At 51.7% G+C, this 17,716-nt stretch carries 17 protein-coding genes and 1 other annotated feature; of the genes, 3 read left to right on the top strand and 14 right to left on the bottom strand.

What is annotated here, in order from left to right; all coding sequences use genetic code 11:
• Positions 1–208 precede the first annotated feature (208 nt).
• Positions 209–1,216, bottom strand: coding sequence for a GPR endopeptidase (gene gpr, locus AC0YNS_RS00365; protein WP_475779128.1), 1,008 nt, complete (start codon positions 1,214–1,216; stop codon positions 209–211).
• 189 nt (positions 1,217–1,405) lie between these two features.
• Here gpr and rpsT point away from each other — a divergent pair, with 189 nt between their 5' ends.
• On the top strand, positions 1,406–1,678 hold the full coding sequence (gene rpsT, locus AC0YNS_RS00360; RefSeq protein ID WP_090980003.1) for a 30S ribosomal protein S20: 273 nt from the start codon (positions 1,406–1,408) through the stop codon (positions 1,676–1,678).
• 65 nt (positions 1,679–1,743) lie between these two features.
• Here rpsT and holA read toward each other — a convergent pair whose 3' ends face one another.
• From holA to AC0YNS_RS00340, 4 genes are all read right to left on the bottom strand, one after another.
• On the bottom strand, positions 1,744–2,760 hold the full coding sequence (holA, locus tag AC0YNS_RS00355) for a DNA polymerase III subunit delta (RefSeq protein WP_475780068.1): 1,017 nt from the start codon (positions 2,758–2,760) through the stop codon (positions 1,744–1,746).
• Positions 2,761–3,013: 253 nt separating this feature from the next.
• The gene (locus tag AC0YNS_RS00350; protein WP_475779127.1) at positions 3,014–4,141 is read right to left on the bottom strand and encodes an anti-sigma factor family protein; all 1,128 of its coding nucleotides are present in this window, start codon (positions 4,139–4,141) and stop codon (positions 3,014–3,016) included.
• Positions 4,138–4,686: an RNA polymerase sigma factor gene (locus AC0YNS_RS00345; RefSeq protein ID WP_475779126.1), complete on the bottom strand. Its 549-nt coding sequence runs from the start codon at positions 4,684–4,686 to the stop codon at positions 4,138–4,140. Before AC0YNS_RS00345 ends, AC0YNS_RS00350 begins: the two co-directional genes overlap by 4 nt.
• Positions 4,687–5,018: 332 nt before the next feature.
• On the bottom strand, positions 5,019–5,978 hold the full coding sequence (locus tag AC0YNS_RS00340; protein ID WP_475779125.1) for a D-2-hydroxyacid dehydrogenase: 960 nt from the start codon (positions 5,976–5,978) through the stop codon (positions 5,019–5,021).
• Between the two features lie 149 nt (positions 5,979–6,127).
• On the opposite strand from AC0YNS_RS00340, the gene AC0YNS_RS00335 reads away from it, so the two are divergent.
• Complete coding sequence (locus AC0YNS_RS00335) at positions 6,128–6,445, top strand: hypothetical protein (protein ID WP_475779124.1); 318 nt, start codon at positions 6,128–6,130, stop codon at positions 6,443–6,445.
• Between the two features lie 71 nt (positions 6,446–6,516).
• Here AC0YNS_RS00335 and AC0YNS_RS00330 read toward each other — a convergent pair whose 3' ends face one another.
• From AC0YNS_RS00330 to AC0YNS_RS00320, 3 genes are all read right to left on the bottom strand, one after another.
• Entirely contained in the window at positions 6,517–9,165 is a 2,649-nt protein-coding gene (locus AC0YNS_RS00330) for a ComEC/Rec2 family competence protein (RefSeq protein WP_475779123.1), read from the bottom strand.
• A gap of 150 nt (positions 9,166–9,315) precedes the next feature.
• On the bottom strand, positions 9,316–9,846 hold the full coding sequence (locus tag AC0YNS_RS00325) for a deoxycytidylate deaminase (protein WP_475780067.1): 531 nt from the start codon (positions 9,844–9,846) through the stop codon (positions 9,316–9,318).
• A 216-nt stretch (positions 9,847–10,062) separates the two neighbouring features.
• Positions 10,063–10,602, bottom strand: a complete 540-nt coding sequence (locus AC0YNS_RS00320; protein ID WP_475779122.1) for a ComEA family DNA-binding protein — start codon at positions 10,600–10,602, stop codon at positions 10,063–10,065.
• Positions 10,603–10,779: 177 nt separating this feature from the next.
• On the opposite strand from AC0YNS_RS00320, the gene comER reads away from it, so the two are divergent.
• Positions 10,780–11,619 carry a late competence protein ComER gene (gene comER, locus AC0YNS_RS00315; RefSeq protein ID WP_475779121.1) on the top strand — a complete coding sequence of 280 codons (840 nt, stop codon included), beginning with the start codon at positions 10,780–10,782 and terminating at the stop codon, positions 11,617–11,619.
• Between the two features lie 72 nt (positions 11,620–11,691).
• Here comER and leuS read toward each other — a convergent pair whose 3' ends face one another.
• The 6 genes from leuS to nadD form a co-directional block, all read right to left on the bottom strand.
• Positions 11,692–14,133 (bottom strand): leucine--tRNA ligase, encoded by a 2,442-nt coding sequence (leuS, locus tag AC0YNS_RS00310; RefSeq protein ID WP_475779120.1) that lies wholly within the window; start codon positions 14,131–14,133, stop codon positions 11,692–11,694.
• An 81-nt stretch (positions 14,134–14,214) separates the two neighbouring features.
• Positions 14,215–14,445, bottom strand: a binding site (T-box leader).
• A gap of 68 nt (positions 14,446–14,513) precedes the next feature.
• A complete protein-coding gene (locus tag AC0YNS_RS00305) occupies positions 14,514–15,275 on the bottom strand; it encodes a class I SAM-dependent DNA methyltransferase (protein WP_475779119.1) in 762 nt (253 codons plus the stop codon).
• Between the two features lie 2 nt (positions 15,276–15,277).
• The gene (locus AC0YNS_RS00300) at positions 15,278–16,216 is read right to left on the bottom strand and encodes a CvfB family protein (RefSeq protein WP_475779118.1); all 939 of its coding nucleotides are present in this window, start codon (positions 16,214–16,216) and stop codon (positions 15,278–15,280) included.
• The gene (gene rsfS, locus AC0YNS_RS00295) at positions 16,213–16,560 is read right to left on the bottom strand and encodes a ribosome silencing factor (RefSeq protein ID WP_475779117.1); all 348 of its coding nucleotides are present in this window, start codon (positions 16,558–16,560) and stop codon (positions 16,213–16,215) included. The genes AC0YNS_RS00300 and rsfS overlap by 4 nt, the downstream gene beginning before the upstream one ends.
• Positions 16,557–17,132, bottom strand: a complete 576-nt coding sequence (gene yqeK, locus AC0YNS_RS00290) for a bis(5'-nucleosyl)-tetraphosphatase (symmetrical) YqeK (protein WP_475779116.1) — start codon at positions 17,130–17,132, stop codon at positions 16,557–16,559. Before yqeK ends, rsfS begins: the two co-directional genes overlap by 4 nt.
• Positions 17,122–17,709 (bottom strand): nicotinate-nucleotide adenylyltransferase, encoded by a 588-nt coding sequence (gene nadD / locus AC0YNS_RS00285; RefSeq protein WP_475780066.1) that lies wholly within the window; start codon positions 17,707–17,709, stop codon positions 17,122–17,124. Before nadD ends, yqeK begins: the two co-directional genes overlap by 11 nt.
• Positions 17,710–17,716: the final 7 nt, after the last annotated feature.

The raw sequence follows: 17,716 nt of genomic DNA, 5'->3' as shown, positions 1-17,716 counted from the left end.
GTGGCATTGGTTCATCGCGCACTAGGCTAGTATCACTTTATGAGGCAAGCCGATTTAATAGAACCGAAAGTTTAATAGAGTTTGGAGCATTGCTAGATTAGTAGAGTGATAGCAAATGAATAGAGTTGGTGAAGGATCATCGGACCACAAAAAAAGAAGAGCACCTGAGTGCCCTTCTCACGCAACGCGAGTGGCTCGATTCAATAACTTAGTGTGTATAAGCTGCTACATTCGACTTATCCACTGCCTCGTGCAGTGCAGCATTGAGCCCGCTGGCAACGATGTTGGCGATATCCTCAATGAACTGGTCAATTTCCTTGGGTGTTACGAGCAGATCATGGCCAAGAGGCCCGAGCGCTTCACGGACAAGCTGAAGCCGCTCATTCTCGTCAATCGAATCCAGCAAACCTAGGAAACCGTCCGCTTTGCCCGCCGCATGTTTCTTCAAATGCTCCCGCATAAGATCAATGCTGTTGCTGACAATTGTCGATGCATACAGCACGGTCGGAACACCGATCGCCACAACCGGCACTCCCAGAATTTCCTTCGTAATGCCGCGCCGCTTGTTCCCAATGCCTGAACCGGGATGAATACCGGTATCCGCAATTTGAATCGTCGTGTTAACCCGCTCAAGTGCTTTGGACGCCAGCGCATCAATCGCAATGATCAGATCCGGCTTCGAGCGATCTACGATTCCTTGTACGATGTCACTCGACTCAATTCCGGTTATCCCTAGCACACCAGGCGCAACCGCGCTTACATTTCGGTAGCCAGGCGCGACCTCATTAGGCATCAGCTCGAAGAAGTGACGAGTCACAAGTGCATTCTCAACCACAATCGGACCGAGTGCATCCGGCGTAACATTCCAGTTGCCAAGTCCGACGATTAAGACGTTCGCCGTCTTACTAATGCCAATCCGCAGAAGAAACTCCGCAAATTCCTGTGCCAGCTTCGTAGCCACGCGGTCTTGCAGCACGGTGTCCTGCTTGCGCAGCTCCGGCACTTCGAAGGTCACGTAGTGACCGATCATTTTGCCCATAATGCGGGAGCCTTCCTCAGTTGTTACTTCAAGTCTCGTGATGGTAATACCGTCATCCTCCGATACTTCGGAGAGAACACCGGGTACCGGACCGTTCCCTGCTGCCTCTGCATATTCCTTCGCTTCAAGCGCCAAATCGATCCCCACGTTAAACTCTTGCAGATCAAGCTCACTCATGTTATAAGGGCGCTCCTTCCATCCGTTTGTGTCTAGTTTGCGATAGAGAACCTCTAATTATGCGGTTACGGCCCGGAATACATGGATTCAGTCATGCGCGAGCTATTGCTTTTTGGTTTTGCCCGTGATACACTATGTCAAGTTGTGTTGTTACAAAGGGATTGTCCCTTTTTACAGGAGGTGAATGCAATGCCAAACATTAAATCCGCAGTCAAACGCGTTAAAACGATCGAGAAACGCCGCGCTTTGAACGCTTCGCAAAAATCAGCTCTTCGCACGGCCGTTAAAACTGCTGATCTAGCTGTTGTTGCTACTGATGTCGATGCTGCTAAAGCAGCTCTGATCAATGCTACAAAAAAGCTGGATAAAGCTGTAACTAAAGGCCTGATTCATAAAAATGCAGCTGCTCGCAAGAAGTCGCGCCTGGCTAAAAAGCTTAACGCACTTAGCGCACAAGCCTAATCAATCAAACGAAAGTCCTGCTCTTACGCCTTGTGCGTAAAAGCAGGACTTTTTTTATGTTCTTCTTATGCGGCAAGCGAGAGCAGGAACAGCTCCAGACCCAGCGTCTTATCAATACGACCTGTCTTCATGCCGTAATCCAGCTCTGCCAGCTTGTTCAGATGTTTGCCGAGCGTTTGAGTGGAGAACCGTTTGGCCTTCTCAGCGGCTAACTTGACGACGTAAGGATGCAAGCCCAGCTGCCCTGCCATCTGCTGAGGAGAATAATTATGCTGCTCCAGCTCCTTCACCTGCAGCATAATGCGAAATTGCCTCGCAATTAACGCTGCGATCTTAATGGGCTCCTCACGGCGCAGCAGCAGCTCTCCATATAATTTAAGCGCTCGGTCCACCTGCAGCGATGCCATAGCATCAATAAGCGCGAAGACGTCTTCTTCTACCGTCGAGGCAATCAACTGCTCGACATCACTGCTGCTGATGGAGCCGCCGCTGCCGGCATGTAAACAGAGCTTGTCCACTTCATGCGCCAGCTGCTGCATATTGGTCCCCGTGCGCGCCAGAAGCAGCTGTGCGGCATCACGGCTCATGCCACGACCCTGTTCCTCCGCTCGCTTAACCGTCCATTGCAGAAGCTCATTTTCTTGAAGCTCTTGGAACGGTATTAATGCATCCTGCTCCTTCAGCAGCTTCACAACCTTACGACGTTCATCCAGCTTCTCGGCCATCACCTGAAACACGATGACACTGCTCTCACAGGGCTGCTTCAAATAAGCGATCAGCGCGTCTGTCCCATGCTCAAGCTTGCCTTCTTTGCCTTGAGCCGCAGCGAGAACGGAGGAATCCCGAATAAGCACCAGCTTGCGCGATGCGAAGAAAGGCAATGTTTCGGCCTCTGCCACAGCCTCTTCTATAGGTGTTTCCGACGTATCGAATTTAACAAGACCAAGCTCTCGCTCTTCAGCCGGCAGCAGCTTGTCCGTCAAGGTCGACACAAACTGCCGCATGCGATATCTGTCTTTCCCGTACAGCACATAGACGGGGCGGATCGTTCCCGCTTTCAGTTCCTTCATGACATCCTTCATTTCCACGGCATAAGTCCCCCTTTAAACCACCAACCCTACGATAGCGCCATTTTGCAAAAAACGCAACAAAGGGATGAAGTCAGCTTGCGACTCATCCCTTTGTCCCCGAACATCTATATAAACACTCGCTAGCAAACGGTCCATGGTACCGGCTGCGAATGGTCATACGACGTCAAGGTGCCGTCCTATGACTGGTTTCCTGCTCCCTACACCATACGCGAACATCCCGTAAAGTGTGCAATCAACCGCCATATTATTTAATAGATTGTACTTGTTGCTCGGTTGCTTTCTTGGGATCTACGGCATAAACCTGTTTAACCCCGTCGGCGTCCGCTGCCTCATACGTCAACACCGAACTGTCATCGGACCACTTCAAATTCGAAATGCCGGTACGTTTCACACCTTGGAAAATCATTAAGCTGTCTTGAACGGTGTAAATGCGAACGGTATCCTCCACAATAAAAGCTTGGTACATATCGTCCGGCGAGATTGGCGAAGCCATGATCATGCTGGAAGCCCCAAAATCAGTGCTCTTATTGTTTGCCGACGTATTCGCATTATCCGACTTGCTGTTATCTCTCCGATCCTCGGCAGCACTGTCCGTAGCAGCGGTATTACCGGAACCGGAACCCGAGTCAGAATCACTTGAACCGGATACCTCGTAGTTAGGTGACTGGCCCTTCACAGCAGGTGCTCCATCATCCGTATCGGTTGTGAGCGGAGGCATCGTTTCACCATTCGGATCCACGTTGCGGCTCTCTGACTTCATCAGCGGCTTCTCATCGGACACGGAAGCCAGCGGCGCGGCAGCTTCAGTCGTAATCTCATTGATTGTAGCTGCATCGTTCGTCGTCTCTTCCGACTGACTGATACTGGCTGAAGAATCGGCTGAAGATGTATTCTGAGCCGTATCATAAGTATTCGAAGAATCTGCGGCCATGTCCTTTGCTGAATCGTTCATCGAGCGGCTTGGGTCGTAGTTGACGATAAACAGTCCCGCTATGATACCTGCTGCTATAATGCCGCCAATTGCACGAATCGAGAATCGGTCCGTCCATCTTCTCTTCTCCGTGCTTGGCGCAATTCGTCTTGGCATTGCCGATTGGTTCACATCACGGTCTTGCATTGGAATATCGCCTTGAATGGTATCTTGAGCGACTTGAAGCTCTGCCAGTCGTGGCAGTATCGCATCCACTAAACTGTAGCTCGGCGTGACCCTCGGCAGGTTGGTTAGTCCGGAGGAAAGCAATTCAAGCCGTTCAAGCATGGCTGCACATTCCGGGCAATGCCGTGTATGAGTCATCAAGAATTCGGCTTCCTGCTCATCCAGATCGCCGTCAAGCTGCCTTTGCATATAGTCCATCACCTCTTGACAATTCATCCTCGGACACCCCCTCTCTGATAATCATGCAGGTATGTTTGCAGCTGTTGTCTTGCCCGGAATAAATAAGATTTGACCGTATTCAGCGGCAGATCAAGTGAATCGGCGATTTCGTTGTACGAGAAATCCTGCAAATAGCGAAGAACAACAACGGCCCGATGATGCTCAGGCAGTTTGTCGATCGCTTTGCGGATATCCTGCACAGCATAGGAAGTAAGAACTTCCTCCTCAACCGATTGATTATCCTTGAACACCATTTCATGCTCGTCAATGGACACAGTCGGTTTGGTTCGACGAAACTTATCGATACATATATTAGTGACAATCCGCTGTACCCAAGTTTTAAACTGGGCTTTCTCTTCATAGCTGCCGATTTTCGTATAAATACGAATAAGTGCTTCTTGAGCCGCATCCATCGCATCCTGCTCATTGCCTACAATATAATAGGCTGTCCGGTAAACATGATTCTCAATCTCGCGCAATAGAGAAATAAGAGCGTCGCCATCGCCGGCTTGTGCGGCTTTAATAAGGCCTGGCTCTACCACGGAGGATCCCCCCTTGCAACCTTTCAGACGGAAAGGTTCGTTATAATGTTGCACCAAGCCTAAACAATTCTTTATAAAAATTTAAGCTGTTGTCATAAAACCAAATGAAATGAAATGGACAAGTGCCGAAAAAGTGCGGATAATCGCCGTTTCTGGGCCGATCGGCACACATCTTACTACGAGAATTCATGGAGAACGATGCATTTCGCTTCAATTTTTGAGAAATCATGAAGGAAAACATACTATTCAAAATGATAGCAGAAAATAGAACAACCGTACACCCTACTAGAAATTACCAGCGGGAGTACGGCTATAGGACTACGTAACGAAAATCAGTATTGCGCTTGCCAGTCAACCAAGTTTCGGCAAGGTTTTCCATGAGCGCTGTAGTGCTTTAAGTTATCGAGCACGATCGATAATGCTCGATCCATATAATAAGGCGTATTGCCTGTTTCATGCGGGGTTAGAACAACATTCTCCATGTTCCACAGCGGATGCTCCCGCGGCAAGGGCTCCTGCTCAAATACATCAAGTCCCGCTCCCGCGATCCGTTCGAGCTGTAAGGCATCAACCAGGGCTGCTGTATCCGTTGTGCCGCCTCTGCCAATATTAATGTAAATCGCGGATGGCTTCATCACCGCAAACTGTTCCTTGCCTACGATATGCCTCGTTTGCGAAGTCAGCGGCAAGCAATTGACGATGTAATCGCTTTGTGCGAGAACTTCATTTAATTGTTCGATGGTGTACATACGATCTACCCATTCGGCCGGTTCGCCAGACTTGCGAACACCGAGCACGTTCATGCTGAACGCCTGAGCCAGCTTAGCCGTTTCAAGTCCAATCGCGCCGGTACCGAGTATAGCGATGGTTTTCCCATGTGCTTCCCCCATACGCTTCGACGGTTTCCATGTTTGCGTTTGCTGGTTGCGAATTGCGATATGTACGCTTCTTGTCAGGGAGAGCAGCATGGCAAAGATCGATTCCGATATCCCGTTCGGATGAACACCGGAAGCCTGCGTCAATGTGACGCCGAGCGATTGGAGCCGATCCAGCGGGATGTGGTCGACACCCGCACCTAAGTTTTGCAGCCACCGAAGTGGAATGTCCTCCGCATGAATGATTTTGAGCACATCGCGATTCCAGCCCAAAATCACTTCTGCCTTCATTAGAGCCGCTCTTGCTTCATCGGCGTCTAAGCCGCTAACTGATAAATAATCCAGACTTGGACAAGCCTGTTGTATGGCCTTCACCTGTACTTCGTCAAAAGGATGTACGGACACAATCGTTCCCATGCGATGATCCCCTTCCCAAACCGTTCTTTGCCACAGATTACCACCGCTCCGAAGTCGATGTCAAACGGATAAAGTTCGGGAAGGTTTGATTCTCAGCCCAATCTCAGTATAATATGAGGTAGACAAGCGCACGAAAGGAGTCCTCCACGATGACTAAGACCAGCAATTGGTTTGACGATTATTTGGACCTCTATAACTTTGCCAAGCAGCTCGGCGATCAGCAGTGGCAGGAAGAGCTGCTCGAAGCGATGCGTCACAAGGATGCATTGGACCGCGAAGAGGCTGTACGAAGTGCCAAAGAAGAGCTGTGGCATAAGTTCAATACGATCAACCATCAAATGATGGATCTGCTTGCACAAATGAAGCAGAGCAGCGATCCCGCCGAAGAAAGCACGATACGCGAGCTGATCGGAACCTTGAAGCTTCAGCGCATGGATTTGGCGAAGAAAATTAAATCGCTTCACTAATCGGTTAAATAGATACAAGACTAATTAAATACAAAATAAATGCGTTTCCCCGGTGCCTTGCAGCTTGTCTGCTAGGAGTCGGGGATTTTTTCTCTTCGGGTGATTGCTTGATCCGGGCTGATTCGAAATTGGATCTCGCCATTCCGATCCGTGCGGCTTGTTTGGATATTTGCACTCGCCAGCCGATCCATCACAACTTGAGCCGGATGACCGTAGGTGTTGGTTCTCCCGACGGAGACGACTGCCCACTTCGGCCTCCAATAGTTCAGCCACAGCTCGGAAGTCGAAGTTTTGCTGCCATGGTGGGAGATTTTCATGACGTCTATGAAGGGATTAAGCGGCGACGACGATTCAACATCATGGGATTGAAGCTGCTCCAAGAGCAGCTCCTCTTCTTGCACGTCGGCATCTCCTGCGAACAGGAACCTGCGGTTGTACAGTTCGATGAGTAAAGCTGCGCTCTGCCCGTTCTGCTCGTCTTCCTCCACGATAGCCTGGTCGGAGCCTGACGCCAAACCGAGCACTTGGATTGTTGTGCCGGAGTCGACCCGCCATTCCAAGCCCGTCGTACTCTTGTAGAGCGGAATGTCCGCCTCCAAGGCTGTCCGCAGCAGCGTTACCGCATCCTCGGAAGCTTTCAATGTGCCGTTCCACATGATCGCCTTTACTTTGATCTCGCTTATCACCGCCTGCAGTCCTTTAATATGGTCGCTGTCGAGATGCGATAGGACGAGCAAATCCAGCTGGTGCACGCCTCGTTTCTGCAGCAGCGGCACGAGAAGCTTGCGGCCAACCTCATAGGGATCTTTTCGTATCCGCCAGGCCTCTTTATTGCCGAATTGAACGGCTCCTCCCCCATCAATTAGAATATGTTTTCCTTTCGCAGTACGAATCAAAATCGCATCGCCTTGTCCGACATCGATATAATCGACATACGCATGGCGGTCTCTGAAATCAGGGAAATAGGCCCATAATAGAAGAAAACTTAAGCCTGCGGCCGTGAGAGACAGCAGAACGAACCTTCTGCGGTGAGAATGCGGCGATTCGAATGAAGACATATCTATGAACGGGATTGCTTGCAGTTCTACCAGCTTATCCGAATCCGATCCTAAACCCGTTGACGAACTTGTTTCCGACTCTGGCTGCTGAAGACGCCGCTTCAACCTGCCAAGCCATACAAAACAGATCCATAACATGCCGTAGTAACTTACCACCCACCCGAGCGGCGGGGTTGCCCAAATCATTCGAAAGCTGTTCCAGCTGCTCAGCCTTGTAACAAATGCAAACGTCAATTCGTTGCCAATGGCTGTCACCTGCGACAGCAGCGAACCGGCAGGATGCCATAACGCACCGAGCAGCATCGAAGCGCCGCCAAGCGGCATGACGATGAAGCTGATGAAAGGAACAAGTACTAGGTTCGCGCCGATCGAGAGCAGATGTACCGCGTTGAAATAGTAGATGGTGACCGGCAGCGAAACGAGCTGTGCGACCACAGTGACCGTGAGCAAATCAAGTAGGGAGCGCGCCCACCAGCGCTTCCCGGCAGGCAAGCAGCCGCGCACAGGCGGCACGCCGAGAATGAGACCCGCCGTTACGAGAAACGACAGCTGAAAGCCGACGTTTCCGAGCATGTACGGGTCGAAGGCGAGCATGAGCAGCGCGGCGGCGGCCAGGAGGTGCAGCCCGTCGCCGAGCTTGTGCAGGCGGGCTGCACCTAGGCCGAGCACGGCCATAATGCCGGAGCGTACGACCGACGGCGAGGCTCCGGCGAGGAGCACGTACAGCGGCACCGCCGCCATGAGCAGCAGCAGCATACGCTCCCGGGTCATTCGCGCTAAGCGCAGCAGGCCGCCGAGCATATAGAGGAACACGGCGACGTGCAGGCCGGATATGGCCAGGATGTGCGTGAGTCCCAGCTGCGCAAACCGGCGGTACACAGTGGGATCGAGATCGTCGCTTATGCCGAGGACGAGGCCTTTCATGTAACCGGACTGGAGGTCCGGATACAGCTTGTCCATTTGCGCCCCAAGCGCGGCGCGCACGTCATCGACATAACGGAGCAGCGCAGCAGCCGACCAGCGTGGTCCGGCGCTTATCTGCACCGAGGCAGCCCCATCCACGCTGAACTGCCAGTGGATGCGCTGGCTGTTCATATAACTGCGATAATCGAAGCCGCCGAAATTCGTGGCAGCCATAGGCGCGGACAGCTCACCGGCAGCCGACATTTGCTGCCCTCGCTTCCACGAAGCTGCCTTAACAAGCTCAGCCTCAGCCGCTAATCGTACTTGAACCTGCATTCCTTCACCGCCGAGCTGCACAGGACTGTTTCCTCCGCCGCCCTGCACAACCTCATCCACAGCAACGCGGAACCGAACCTGATCACCGTCAATCTCCACCGGTGAACTAATAATCCCTCTGATCTCCGCCCCGAACATGGCGGAGCCCACAGGAATAGCCTCATAAGCAAGAGCCTGCAGTTCTGGCAGCGCAGTGACATTCCGCGAATCCATCCATATCCGCTCTCCTGCAGCAGCCACATAAGCTGCCAAACATGCTGCGGCAAGCGGCCATGATGCACGTTTCAGCAGCCCCAGCGCGAGCATGGCAGCAAGCAACGCGGCAGCGGTCAAATAAACGCCGCTGTCCTTTAATCCCGCAGCTGCACTTGCTCCCAGCACCCAACACACCGTAAACCAGATGAGCGGTCTTCGCGCCATCATCCGCCCATCCCCCCTTCCACATCATGCAAACAACAAAAAACCTCCGCCCATACCCGCGAAAGCAGCCGATTAAGATCATCCACAGAGGACCACCACACAGCTCTCTTCCTTAGGCACAGTTCGAAGGTTCTTCCCCACTTGTGCTGTTGATTAACCAATCACATTCATACCTGCCTGAGCCGGCGGCTCATAAGCAGCAAGATTGCGAAATACAATCCCTTTCAAACTCATAAGTGAAGCTACCTTATCGCTGTCCTTGGCATATGCACGATGATATACAATCTCGCGCACACCGCTGTTAGCAAGCATATTCGCACAAGTCCAGCAAGGCTGATCCGTCACATAAACGGTCGAACGCTCACGGTCAATCCGATCTGTGAAGAGAAGCAAATTTTGCTCGGCATGAATCGTACGAATGCAGCGCTGCTTCTTCACCATTTGCTCGACCTCACCGACTTGCGTCATCTCAAACTCCTCAACGATCATGCAGCCATCCTCTGAGCAGTCCGCAACCCCCATAGGCGCGCCGTTATAAGCCGTACCAAGCAGCTTCTTTCCTTGTACCAACACAGTACCGACATGTCGGCGCGGACAACGTGAGCGGGTAGAAACCATATACGCAATATCCATAAAATAAGTATCCCAGTCTTTTCTGGCGCTGTCTTGAACCTCTTCTGCCATTTCTGTAGCTCTTCCTCCTTGTGCATCCATGCGATCTGCATCCGCAAGCTGCACGCTGATTCCTATCATGCAAAATATCATCTATGCCTCTCATACATTCCGGGGGCACAAGTACGGGCTTGGGAACGTATGATCATTAATAAGCGAATACTTACTGCCTTCTTCGTGCGTCAATAATAGCAATAACTTCCCGATATTTCTCTTATTGTCGCATAATCACGGATGGAGAACAATGGAAGATTTCATTTTCTCAAGCAGCTTGGGGCCTATGCCTTTCACGCGAAGCAGGTCGTCCGCGCTGCTATACAATCCGTTTTTCTCACGGTCCTCAATAATCGATTTGGCCTTGGCGGCCCCTATACCCGGAATCGCATCCAGCTCGCCAACCGTCGCGTGGTTGATATCAATCTTCCCGCCAGTCGTCTCGGATGAACGCACCTCTTCCTCCTTACCCACAACAGCCGGCTTTGCATCAGCAGATACCGCTTCCGGTACTGTCTCTCGAATATTCGAGTTAACTGGTTGTGGAGCTGTCACCTCAGGTGCAGGCTTCACACTGTGCAATTGCTTGTCGGCTATTCGTTGCTCAAGCGGCTTTAATGCCAAATCCACCTCATCGTTAACCGAAACCCAGCCCGGCGGCTCCTCAGCCTTCGGATGTAAAATAGCTGTCACAGCCAATAGGATTGCGGCTAGAATCAAAACGAGAATCAGCAGCTTTTGCCAATCCAATCGGCCTGATTTGGTATGCAGCATACCAATACTCCCTCCCCGATTTAGAAAACTTTGTAATTTTTAACGTTATTGCTGGTCATGATGGCCTTGCTTCCCGGCATAACGTAGTAAGAGCACCACAACGACTTTATAGAGCCATTTACCCATTACTGTGTTAAAGCTGCGCTGATCGCCTTATAGCGCATAGGAGGGATTGCGATGAATGTCGGATTTATCGGGATTGGAAGCATGGGCAGCTTGCTCATCGATACGTTTATCGGATCGGGAGCTTTGAAGCCGTCGCAAATAACAGCCAGCAACCGCACTCTAGCAAAAGCAATCTGCTTAGCTGACCGCCATCCCGGTCTTCAGGCTGTCCCTTCGAACCGCGACGCCGTCATCGATCAGGATCTGATTTTTCTTTGTATCAAACCTATGGAGTTCAAGAACGTCATCGATCAAATTCGCGATGTCATCTTGCCGCAGCAGATTATCATCTCGATCACAAGCCCGGTCATGATTGAGCAGTTGGAAGAGTCGCTTCCTTGCAAAATAGCGAAAGTCATTCCGAGCATCACAAACTATATGTGCAGCGGTGTATCCTTGTGTATGTTCGGCGACCGGATGACCGATGCCGATAAGAATCGCTTAAATCATCTGCTCTCCTATATCAGTGAGCCAATGCCGGTCAGCGAGCAGCATACGCGCATCGTATCGGATTTATCCAGCTGCGGCCCAGCCATCATGTCGTACCTCCTTCAGCGCTTCATCGACGCAGCTGTAGAGGAAACCAACATCCCGCGTGAAGAGGCGCGTATCGTTGCCAGCGAAATGCTCTTAGGTACTGGCCAGCTCTTGACGGCAGGCGGTATGTCTCCGGAGGAACTGCAACGGCGTGTATCCGTGCCTGGCGGAATTACCGCACAAGCACTCGCGCTGCTCAATCGTGAGATGGACGGCGTGTTCAACCGACTTATTCGTGCAACACATGCCAAATACAACGAAGATTTAGAACGTGTGAAAGTATCCTTATACGGCAAAGAGGTGAACGGCCCTTAACGCATGCTTTGCGTTAAGAGGTCGCTCACCTCTTTCTTATTATTAGTGAATTCGGATAGAACCCACGCCTAATTAGCCTACTACGATATTAACCAGCTTGCCTTTAACGACGATTAGCTTACGAACGGTCTTCCCGGCGATTGCTTCCGCGACCTTCTCGGACTCCTTCGCGATTCGCTCCATCTCTGCTTCTTCTGTATCCGCAGCAATAGAAATACGCTCTACGATCTTCCCGTTCACTTGTACGACGATTTCGACTTCTTGGTCAACCGTCAACGCTTCATCGAAAGTCGGCCATGCCGCATAAGACAAAACATCCGTACGGCCCAGCTTCGACCACAGCTCTTCCGCAATATGCGGCGCCAGCGGTGAAAGCATTTGAACAAAGCTCTCCATGGCTTCACGAGGCAAGGATTCCGCTTTGTAAGCATCATTGACGAAGATCATCAACTGGCTGATCGCCGTATTGAAGCGAAGGTTCTCGTAATCATCGGTGATCTTCTTCACGGTACGGTGCCAAGTACGTTTGAACGCCTCGGTAACTTCACCGCTGCCGCCGACTTTCTCGGCAAGCTCGCCGCTATCCGTTACGAACAAGCGCCATACGCGAGCCAAGAAGCGGTACATGCCTTCTACGCCGTTCGTGTTCCAAGGCTTCGTCGCTTCAAGCGGACCCATGAACATTTCGTACATGCGCAGGGTGTCTGCGCCGTATACGTTTACGATATCGTCCGGATTGATTACGTTGCCGCGTGATTTACTCATTTTCTCATTGTTGGTGCCCAAGATCATCCCTTGGTTGACGAGCTTGTGGAACGGCTCTTTGGTATCGACTACGCCGATATCGTAGAGCACTTTATGCCAGAAGCGTGCATACAGCAAGTGAAGCACGGCATGCTCAGCGCCGCCGATATACAAATCGACTGGAAGCCACTCGGCTTGCTTCTCTTTGGAGCACAGTTCCTTATCGTTATGCGGATCGATGAAGCGCAGGTAGTACCAGCAGCTGCCGGCCCATTGCGGCATCGTGTTCGTCTCGCGACGGGCACGCAAACCCGTTTCCGGATCGATTGTTTCTACCCACTCCGTAACATTCGCAAGCGGAGATTCGCCTGTACCTGATGGCTTGATTGCTTCAACATCAGGAAGCAGCAGCGGCAGTTGATCATCCGGTACCGGCTTCATTGTGCCGTCTTCCAAATGCAGAATCGGAATCGGCTCGCCCCAGTAGCGCTGACGGCTGAACAGCCAATCGCGAAGGCGGTACGTCACTTTTCCTTGACCTTTTCCTTCGGCTTCAAGCCATTCGATAGCGCGTGCAATCGCAGCTTCATTGCTGAGACCGTCCAGGAATCCGGAATTCACATGCGGACCGTCGCCTGCATAAGCTTCAGCCAGCACATCGCCGCCTTGAACAACTTCAACAATCGGCAGATCGAACTGCTTAGCGAATTCCCAGTCGCGTTGGTCATGTCCCGGAACGGCCATAATTGCACCCGTGCCATAACCGGCAAGGACGTAATCGGCAATCCAGATCGGAACAAGCGCACCGTTCACCGGATTGACTGCATAAGCACCCGTGAATACGCCGCTCTTGTCTTTATTCAGATCCGTACGTTCAAGATCGCTCTTGCGCGCGGCTGTCTCTTGATAATTCTTCACGGCAGCTTGCTGCGCAGAAGTTGTAATCACATCTACCAGCTCATGCTCCGGTGCAAGTACGCAATAGGACGCACCGAACAGGGTATCGGGACGTGTCGTAAATACGACAAGCGAAGCATCATGTCCGTCGATCGCGAATGTAACTTCCGCACCTTTGGATTTACCAATCCAGTTGCGCTGCATATCTTTAATGCTCTCGGTCCAATCCAGCTCTTCCAAATCTTCAAGCAAACGTTCCGCATATTCCGTAATCCGCAGCACCCATTGGCGCATCGGCTTACGAATAACCGGATGGTTGCCGCGCTCGCTGAGGCCGTTGATCACTTCCTCATTGGCAAGAACCGTTCCAAGCGCCGGACACCAGTTAACAGGCACTTCAGCTACATACGCCAACCCTTTATTGAACAGCTGGATAAAGATCCATTGCGTCCACTTATAGTAATCCGGATCTGTTGTGCTGAACTCGCGGTCCCAATCGTAAGAGAAACCAAGCGATTTAATTTGACGGCGGAAATTGTTGATGTTCTTGACCGTAATCTCACGCGGATGCTCACCTGTATCCAGTGCATGCTGCTCAGCCGGTAAGCCGAATGCATCCCAGCCCATCGGATGAAGCACGTTATAGCCTCGCATTCTCTTATAACGCGAGACGATATCTGTTGCGGTATAACCTTCCGGATGGCCGACATGAAGTCCCGCTCCGGATGGATAAGGGAACATATCAAGCGCGTAGAATTTCGGTTTCCCTGCATCCTCGGTCGTCTTAAACGACTTGTTCTCATCCCAATGCTTCTGCCATTTCGGTTCAATGACTAAAGGGTTATACCCCTGCTCTTGGCGTTCCTGTGTCATACGAATTGCCTCCCTATTCTCTCTTCCATGCCAATCCAGTCTTTCTCAGAAAACAAAAAAACTCCCGTCCCTAGCGACAACGCTAGGGACGGGAGACTATTCTCCCGTGGTACCACCCTAGTTAGCAAACGACATGCTTTGTCGCTGCTCACTCTTTGCCCTTAACGCAGGCGAAACGGCACGTTTACCACTGCAATCGTGTTCACGCGCGGCTCCAAGGCGAGTTCACTTCACGTTGGTCCGGCTTGCACCTACCGCCGGCTCTCTGTTCCAAACGCTGCTAAAGCTACTGCTCCTCTTCAACACCTAAATAGATAGTTCGATTATAATGAAGCGAATCCTGTCATGTCAAGGCATAGAACGCCCGGAATCGGTCATATTCACTTGATTGCCGCAAAAAACAGCCGTTCTGATTCCGAATCAGCCTCATTCATCGTAAAATCCGCAAATTGATCTACACGGCTGAAGCCTGCCATTAGCAGTGATTCCCGAATCCACTCCGCGTCATACGCCCGCTGGACGTGTATCTCCTCGATGCGAGAATAACTGTTGTCTCGCGAGCCGCTCTCCTGCGCAAATATCGTAAGCCGATGCTCGATTTCTACCCGCTCTTCATCAAGCTCGCACGTCCAGATGTAAGCCACATCCGGTTCATCGAGTACAAACGGCTGCTCCGCAGCATACCTGGCTAACGTCTTCGGCGCATGAACATCAAAGAGGAACAACCCCCCGGTCTTCAAGCCCTCATAGGTGGCTTGGAAAGCAGCTTGAACTTCATCTTCCTCCGTCAGATAGTTGATACAATCGCAGAATGAGATGACGGAGTCGACCTGTTCGCCAATCTCCCACTCGGTCATATCCTGCTGAAGCCAAGTAATCGTGCCGCCGCTGCGTGAAGGTTCATCCCCCCATTTGCTTTGCCCAATAGTCAGCATATCGGAGGAAAGATCAATCGCGAAGACTTGGTGACCGCTTCGTGCCAGAGGAATCGCAATGCTTCCTGTTCCGCATCCCAGATCAACGACGGTCTTCGGCGTTCCGTACCGCGTCCAGCAATCCTCTGCAAACTTCAACCACTGCGGATACGGCATCTCTTCCATCAGCCTGTCATATACGGAGGCGAAATGCCGATAGGCTTCCATCTCTATTCCCCCGCGTCTTCCGAGGTTGCCGCAGAATGCGTCGTAACCGCCGCCGTCGCTGCTTGTTCAGTCAGCTTCGTCCAGCTTCCCTCTTGGACTACGAGTCCTTCGCGCATCAGCTTACCGATCGCTCGTTTGAACGCACCTTTGCTGATGCCGAATTTCTCCTTAATGATCTCGGCTTGCGTTTCATCCGAATATGGCATTGCGCCTTTTGGACGCTCCTTCAAGAAGGCAAGAATCCGTTCCGAGTCTTCAACCCGACCCACTTCTTTACGCTGATTCATGGACAAATTCACACGTCCATCCTCGCGAACGAAAGTGACGCGTGCTTTTACACGCTCGCCGAGTCGAAGCAATCGAGTACGCTCTTCCGCAGGGATAAAGCCGTATGCGCCAAAACCGATAACGCCGCCGTCAATCATCACGAACGAGCCGATCTTAAGCGTCTTCGTTACCCAACCCTCAACCCAGGTGTTATGCCAAGCTTGCGGCGCATGGAAGGCCAGCTCCGAGAGTTCTTCCTCGAAGGCTACCTTAGCAACAAGACGGCCGATTTTGTCATGGGCAAGAATGACGTGAACCTCGTCACCGCGTTTCGGTCGAAGCTCCTTTAGTTCCGGCTGCTCAGACAATGGCAGCAGAAGCTGACGGCCAAGGCCCATCTCGAGAAACGCACCGATTCGCGGATGAATATCCGCTATCGCGAGTCTCGCCACGGTGCCGAGCTGAATAAGAGGCGTCTTCATCGTTGCGGCAATGCGATCCTCCGAATCGAAGAACAGAAATACATCATAAGACTGTCCGATTTGCGGACGATGTCCGACAAGCTCGGTATAGTGCAGCAGCACTTCCGATTCGCCATCGGTCATGAAATAACCATAAGGCGAAACTTCTCGTGCCAGCTTAAGCTTCATCGTAGTACCGGCTATTAAACTCATGCGAATTCCACGACCTTCGCATCGGACCATAGACGTTCGATATTGTAATATTCGCGTTCTTCGCGGTGGAACACATGGACGACAACATCACCGATGTCTACCAATATCCATCTTCCTGTATCCGCGCCTTCAATCCCGCGAACACGTACGCCGCGCGATTCCGCTTGTTTGCGAATTTCCGTTGTAATGGCTTGCACCTGCACGTCCGAATTCCCGTGACAGATAACAAAATAGTCCGCTACAAGCGAGATGTTCTTCAAGTCAAGCGCGATTACATTTTGCGCTTTCTTATCGTCAGCAGCCTTAACTACAAGCTTGAGCAGCTCGTCGGAATGAACCGTCATAGCCCCGCCTCCCGTATCTTTAGTAGTAAATCATTGCGCGCAGCAACTGTCAGCGGATAAATCCGTTTTCCCTGCTGCAGCAAATACGTAATCGTTGAATCAAAACCTGCAACAAGCGCGCGTTCCACGCTATGCTCTGCTAATTCCCGAATGGCTTGCACAGCGGGAAAATCGCGACCCGGCTCCATATAGTCAGCCAAACAGACGACCTTATCCAGCGAAGTCATCCCCTCGCGACCGGAGGTATGGTAACGAATCGCATCCAGAATTTCAAGGTCTGTGACACCATAATCGCGCTTGGCGACGAACGCTCCTACAGGCGCATGCCACAGTTCTTTATCAAACGCCAGTAAATCTGCGGGAAGTCCTTCTTCCCGAATGATCGCTTCCATGCGGGAGGTGGCCCAATATTTGGCGACATCATGCAGAATAGCTGCCTGCTCTGCCTTTATGGGATCGGCGCCAAACCGCTCAGCAAGTATAACGGAAGTCTCCATTACGCCAACTGTGTGTGTCCATCTCCGCTCCGGCATCTCGGCTTGTACCCTGGCAATCATCTCATCACGATTCATAGAGATTGTTCCTTCTGATGAACGAATATACCTTCTCCGGAACAAGGAATCGAATCGACCGACCCTGCGCACGTCGATTCCGGATATCTGTCGATGAGATACCAATCTGCGGCATCTCAATCATAGTCAGCCTCTCCTGCAGAAACGCGGGAAGTTCGTCTGCCTTCAGCTCTTCACCGGCTCTGCGTACACCGATAAAGCGAACCAGCGCTGCCAATTCTGCGATTTGATGCCACTGCGGCAAGTCATTGACGCGGTCCGAGCCGATGATAATGCTGAACTCCCTGCCGGGATACAGGTCCATGAGCGATTTGACGGTATCGATCGTGTAACTGGTGCCTTCGCGCTCCAGCTCAACGTCCATCCCGCGGAAATGAGGTTGGAAGTCAATGGCACGGTACACCATTTCCAGCCTAGTTTGTCCGTCAGCAAGAGGTCCGTTTTCTTTGAGAGGCGGATGACCGGCAGGAATAAACCATACCTCGTCCAGTCCGCAAGCTTCACGTGCCGATTCGGCAGCAAGCAAATGGCCATAATGAATGGGGTCGAACGTTCCGCCCATAAATCCCACTTTAATCAACGAC

The sequence above is a fragment of the Paenibacillus sp. J22FR21 genome, assembly GCF_056269135.1.
Note: the sequence above shows the minus strand (reverse complement) of the source record. Positions and strands in the feature narration are given on the sequence as shown.

Bases quoted from the DNA above. Each gene is read 5' to 3' on its own strand.
- comER (WP_475779121.1), top strand. From the start codon at position 10,780: ATGAATGTCGGATTTATCGGGATTGGAAGCATGGGCAGCTTGCTCATC.
- rsfS (WP_475779117.1), bottom strand. From the start codon at position 16,560: ATGACGGTTCATTCCGACGAGCTGCTCAAGCTTGTAGTTAAGGCTGCT.
- leuS (WP_475779120.1), bottom strand. From the start codon at position 14,133: ATGACACAGGAACGCCAAGAGCAGGGGTATAACCCTTTAGTCATTGAA.
- AC0YNS_RS00350 (WP_475779127.1), bottom strand. From the start codon at position 4,141: ATGAATTGTCAAGAGGTGATGGACTATATGCAAAGGCAGCTTGACGGC.
- AC0YNS_RS00330 (WP_475779123.1), bottom strand. From the start codon at position 9,165: ATGATGGCGCGAAGACCGCTCATCTGGTTTACGGTGTGTTGGGTGCTG.
- AC0YNS_RS00305 (WP_475779119.1), bottom strand. From the start codon at position 15,275: ATGGAAGCCTATCGGCATTTCGCCTCCGTATATGACAGGCTGATGGAA.
- AC0YNS_RS00335 (WP_475779124.1), top strand. From the start codon at position 6,128: ATGACTAAGACCAGCAATTGGTTTGACGATTATTTGGACCTCTATAAC.
- AC0YNS_RS00325 (WP_475780067.1), bottom strand. From the start codon at position 9,846: ATGGCAGAAGAGGTTCAAGACAGCGCCAGAAAAGACTGGGATACTTAT.
- AC0YNS_RS00340 (WP_475779125.1), bottom strand. From the start codon at position 5,978: ATGGGAACGATTGTGTCCGTACATCCTTTTGACGAAGTACAGGTGAAG.
- rpsT (WP_090980003.1), top strand. From the start codon at position 1,406: ATGCCAAACATTAAATCCGCAGTCAAACGCGTTAAAACGATCGAGAAA.
- AC0YNS_RS00300 (WP_475779118.1), bottom strand. From the start codon at position 16,216: ATGAGTTTAATAGCCGGTACTACGATGAAGCTTAAGCTGGCACGAGAA.
- holA (WP_475780068.1), bottom strand. From the start codon at position 2,760: ATGAAGGATGTCATGAAGGAACTGAAAGCGGGAACGATCCGCCCCGTC.
- yqeK (WP_475779116.1), bottom strand. From the start codon at position 17,132: ATGAATCGTGATGAGATGATTGCCAGGGTACAAGCCGAGATGCCGGAG.
- gpr (WP_475779128.1), bottom strand. From the start codon at position 1,216: ATGAGTGAGCTTGATCTGCAAGAGTTTAACGTGGGGATCGATTTGGCG.
- AC0YNS_RS00320 (WP_475779122.1), bottom strand. From the start codon at position 10,602: ATGCTGCATACCAAATCAGGCCGATTGGATTGGCAAAAGCTGCTGATT.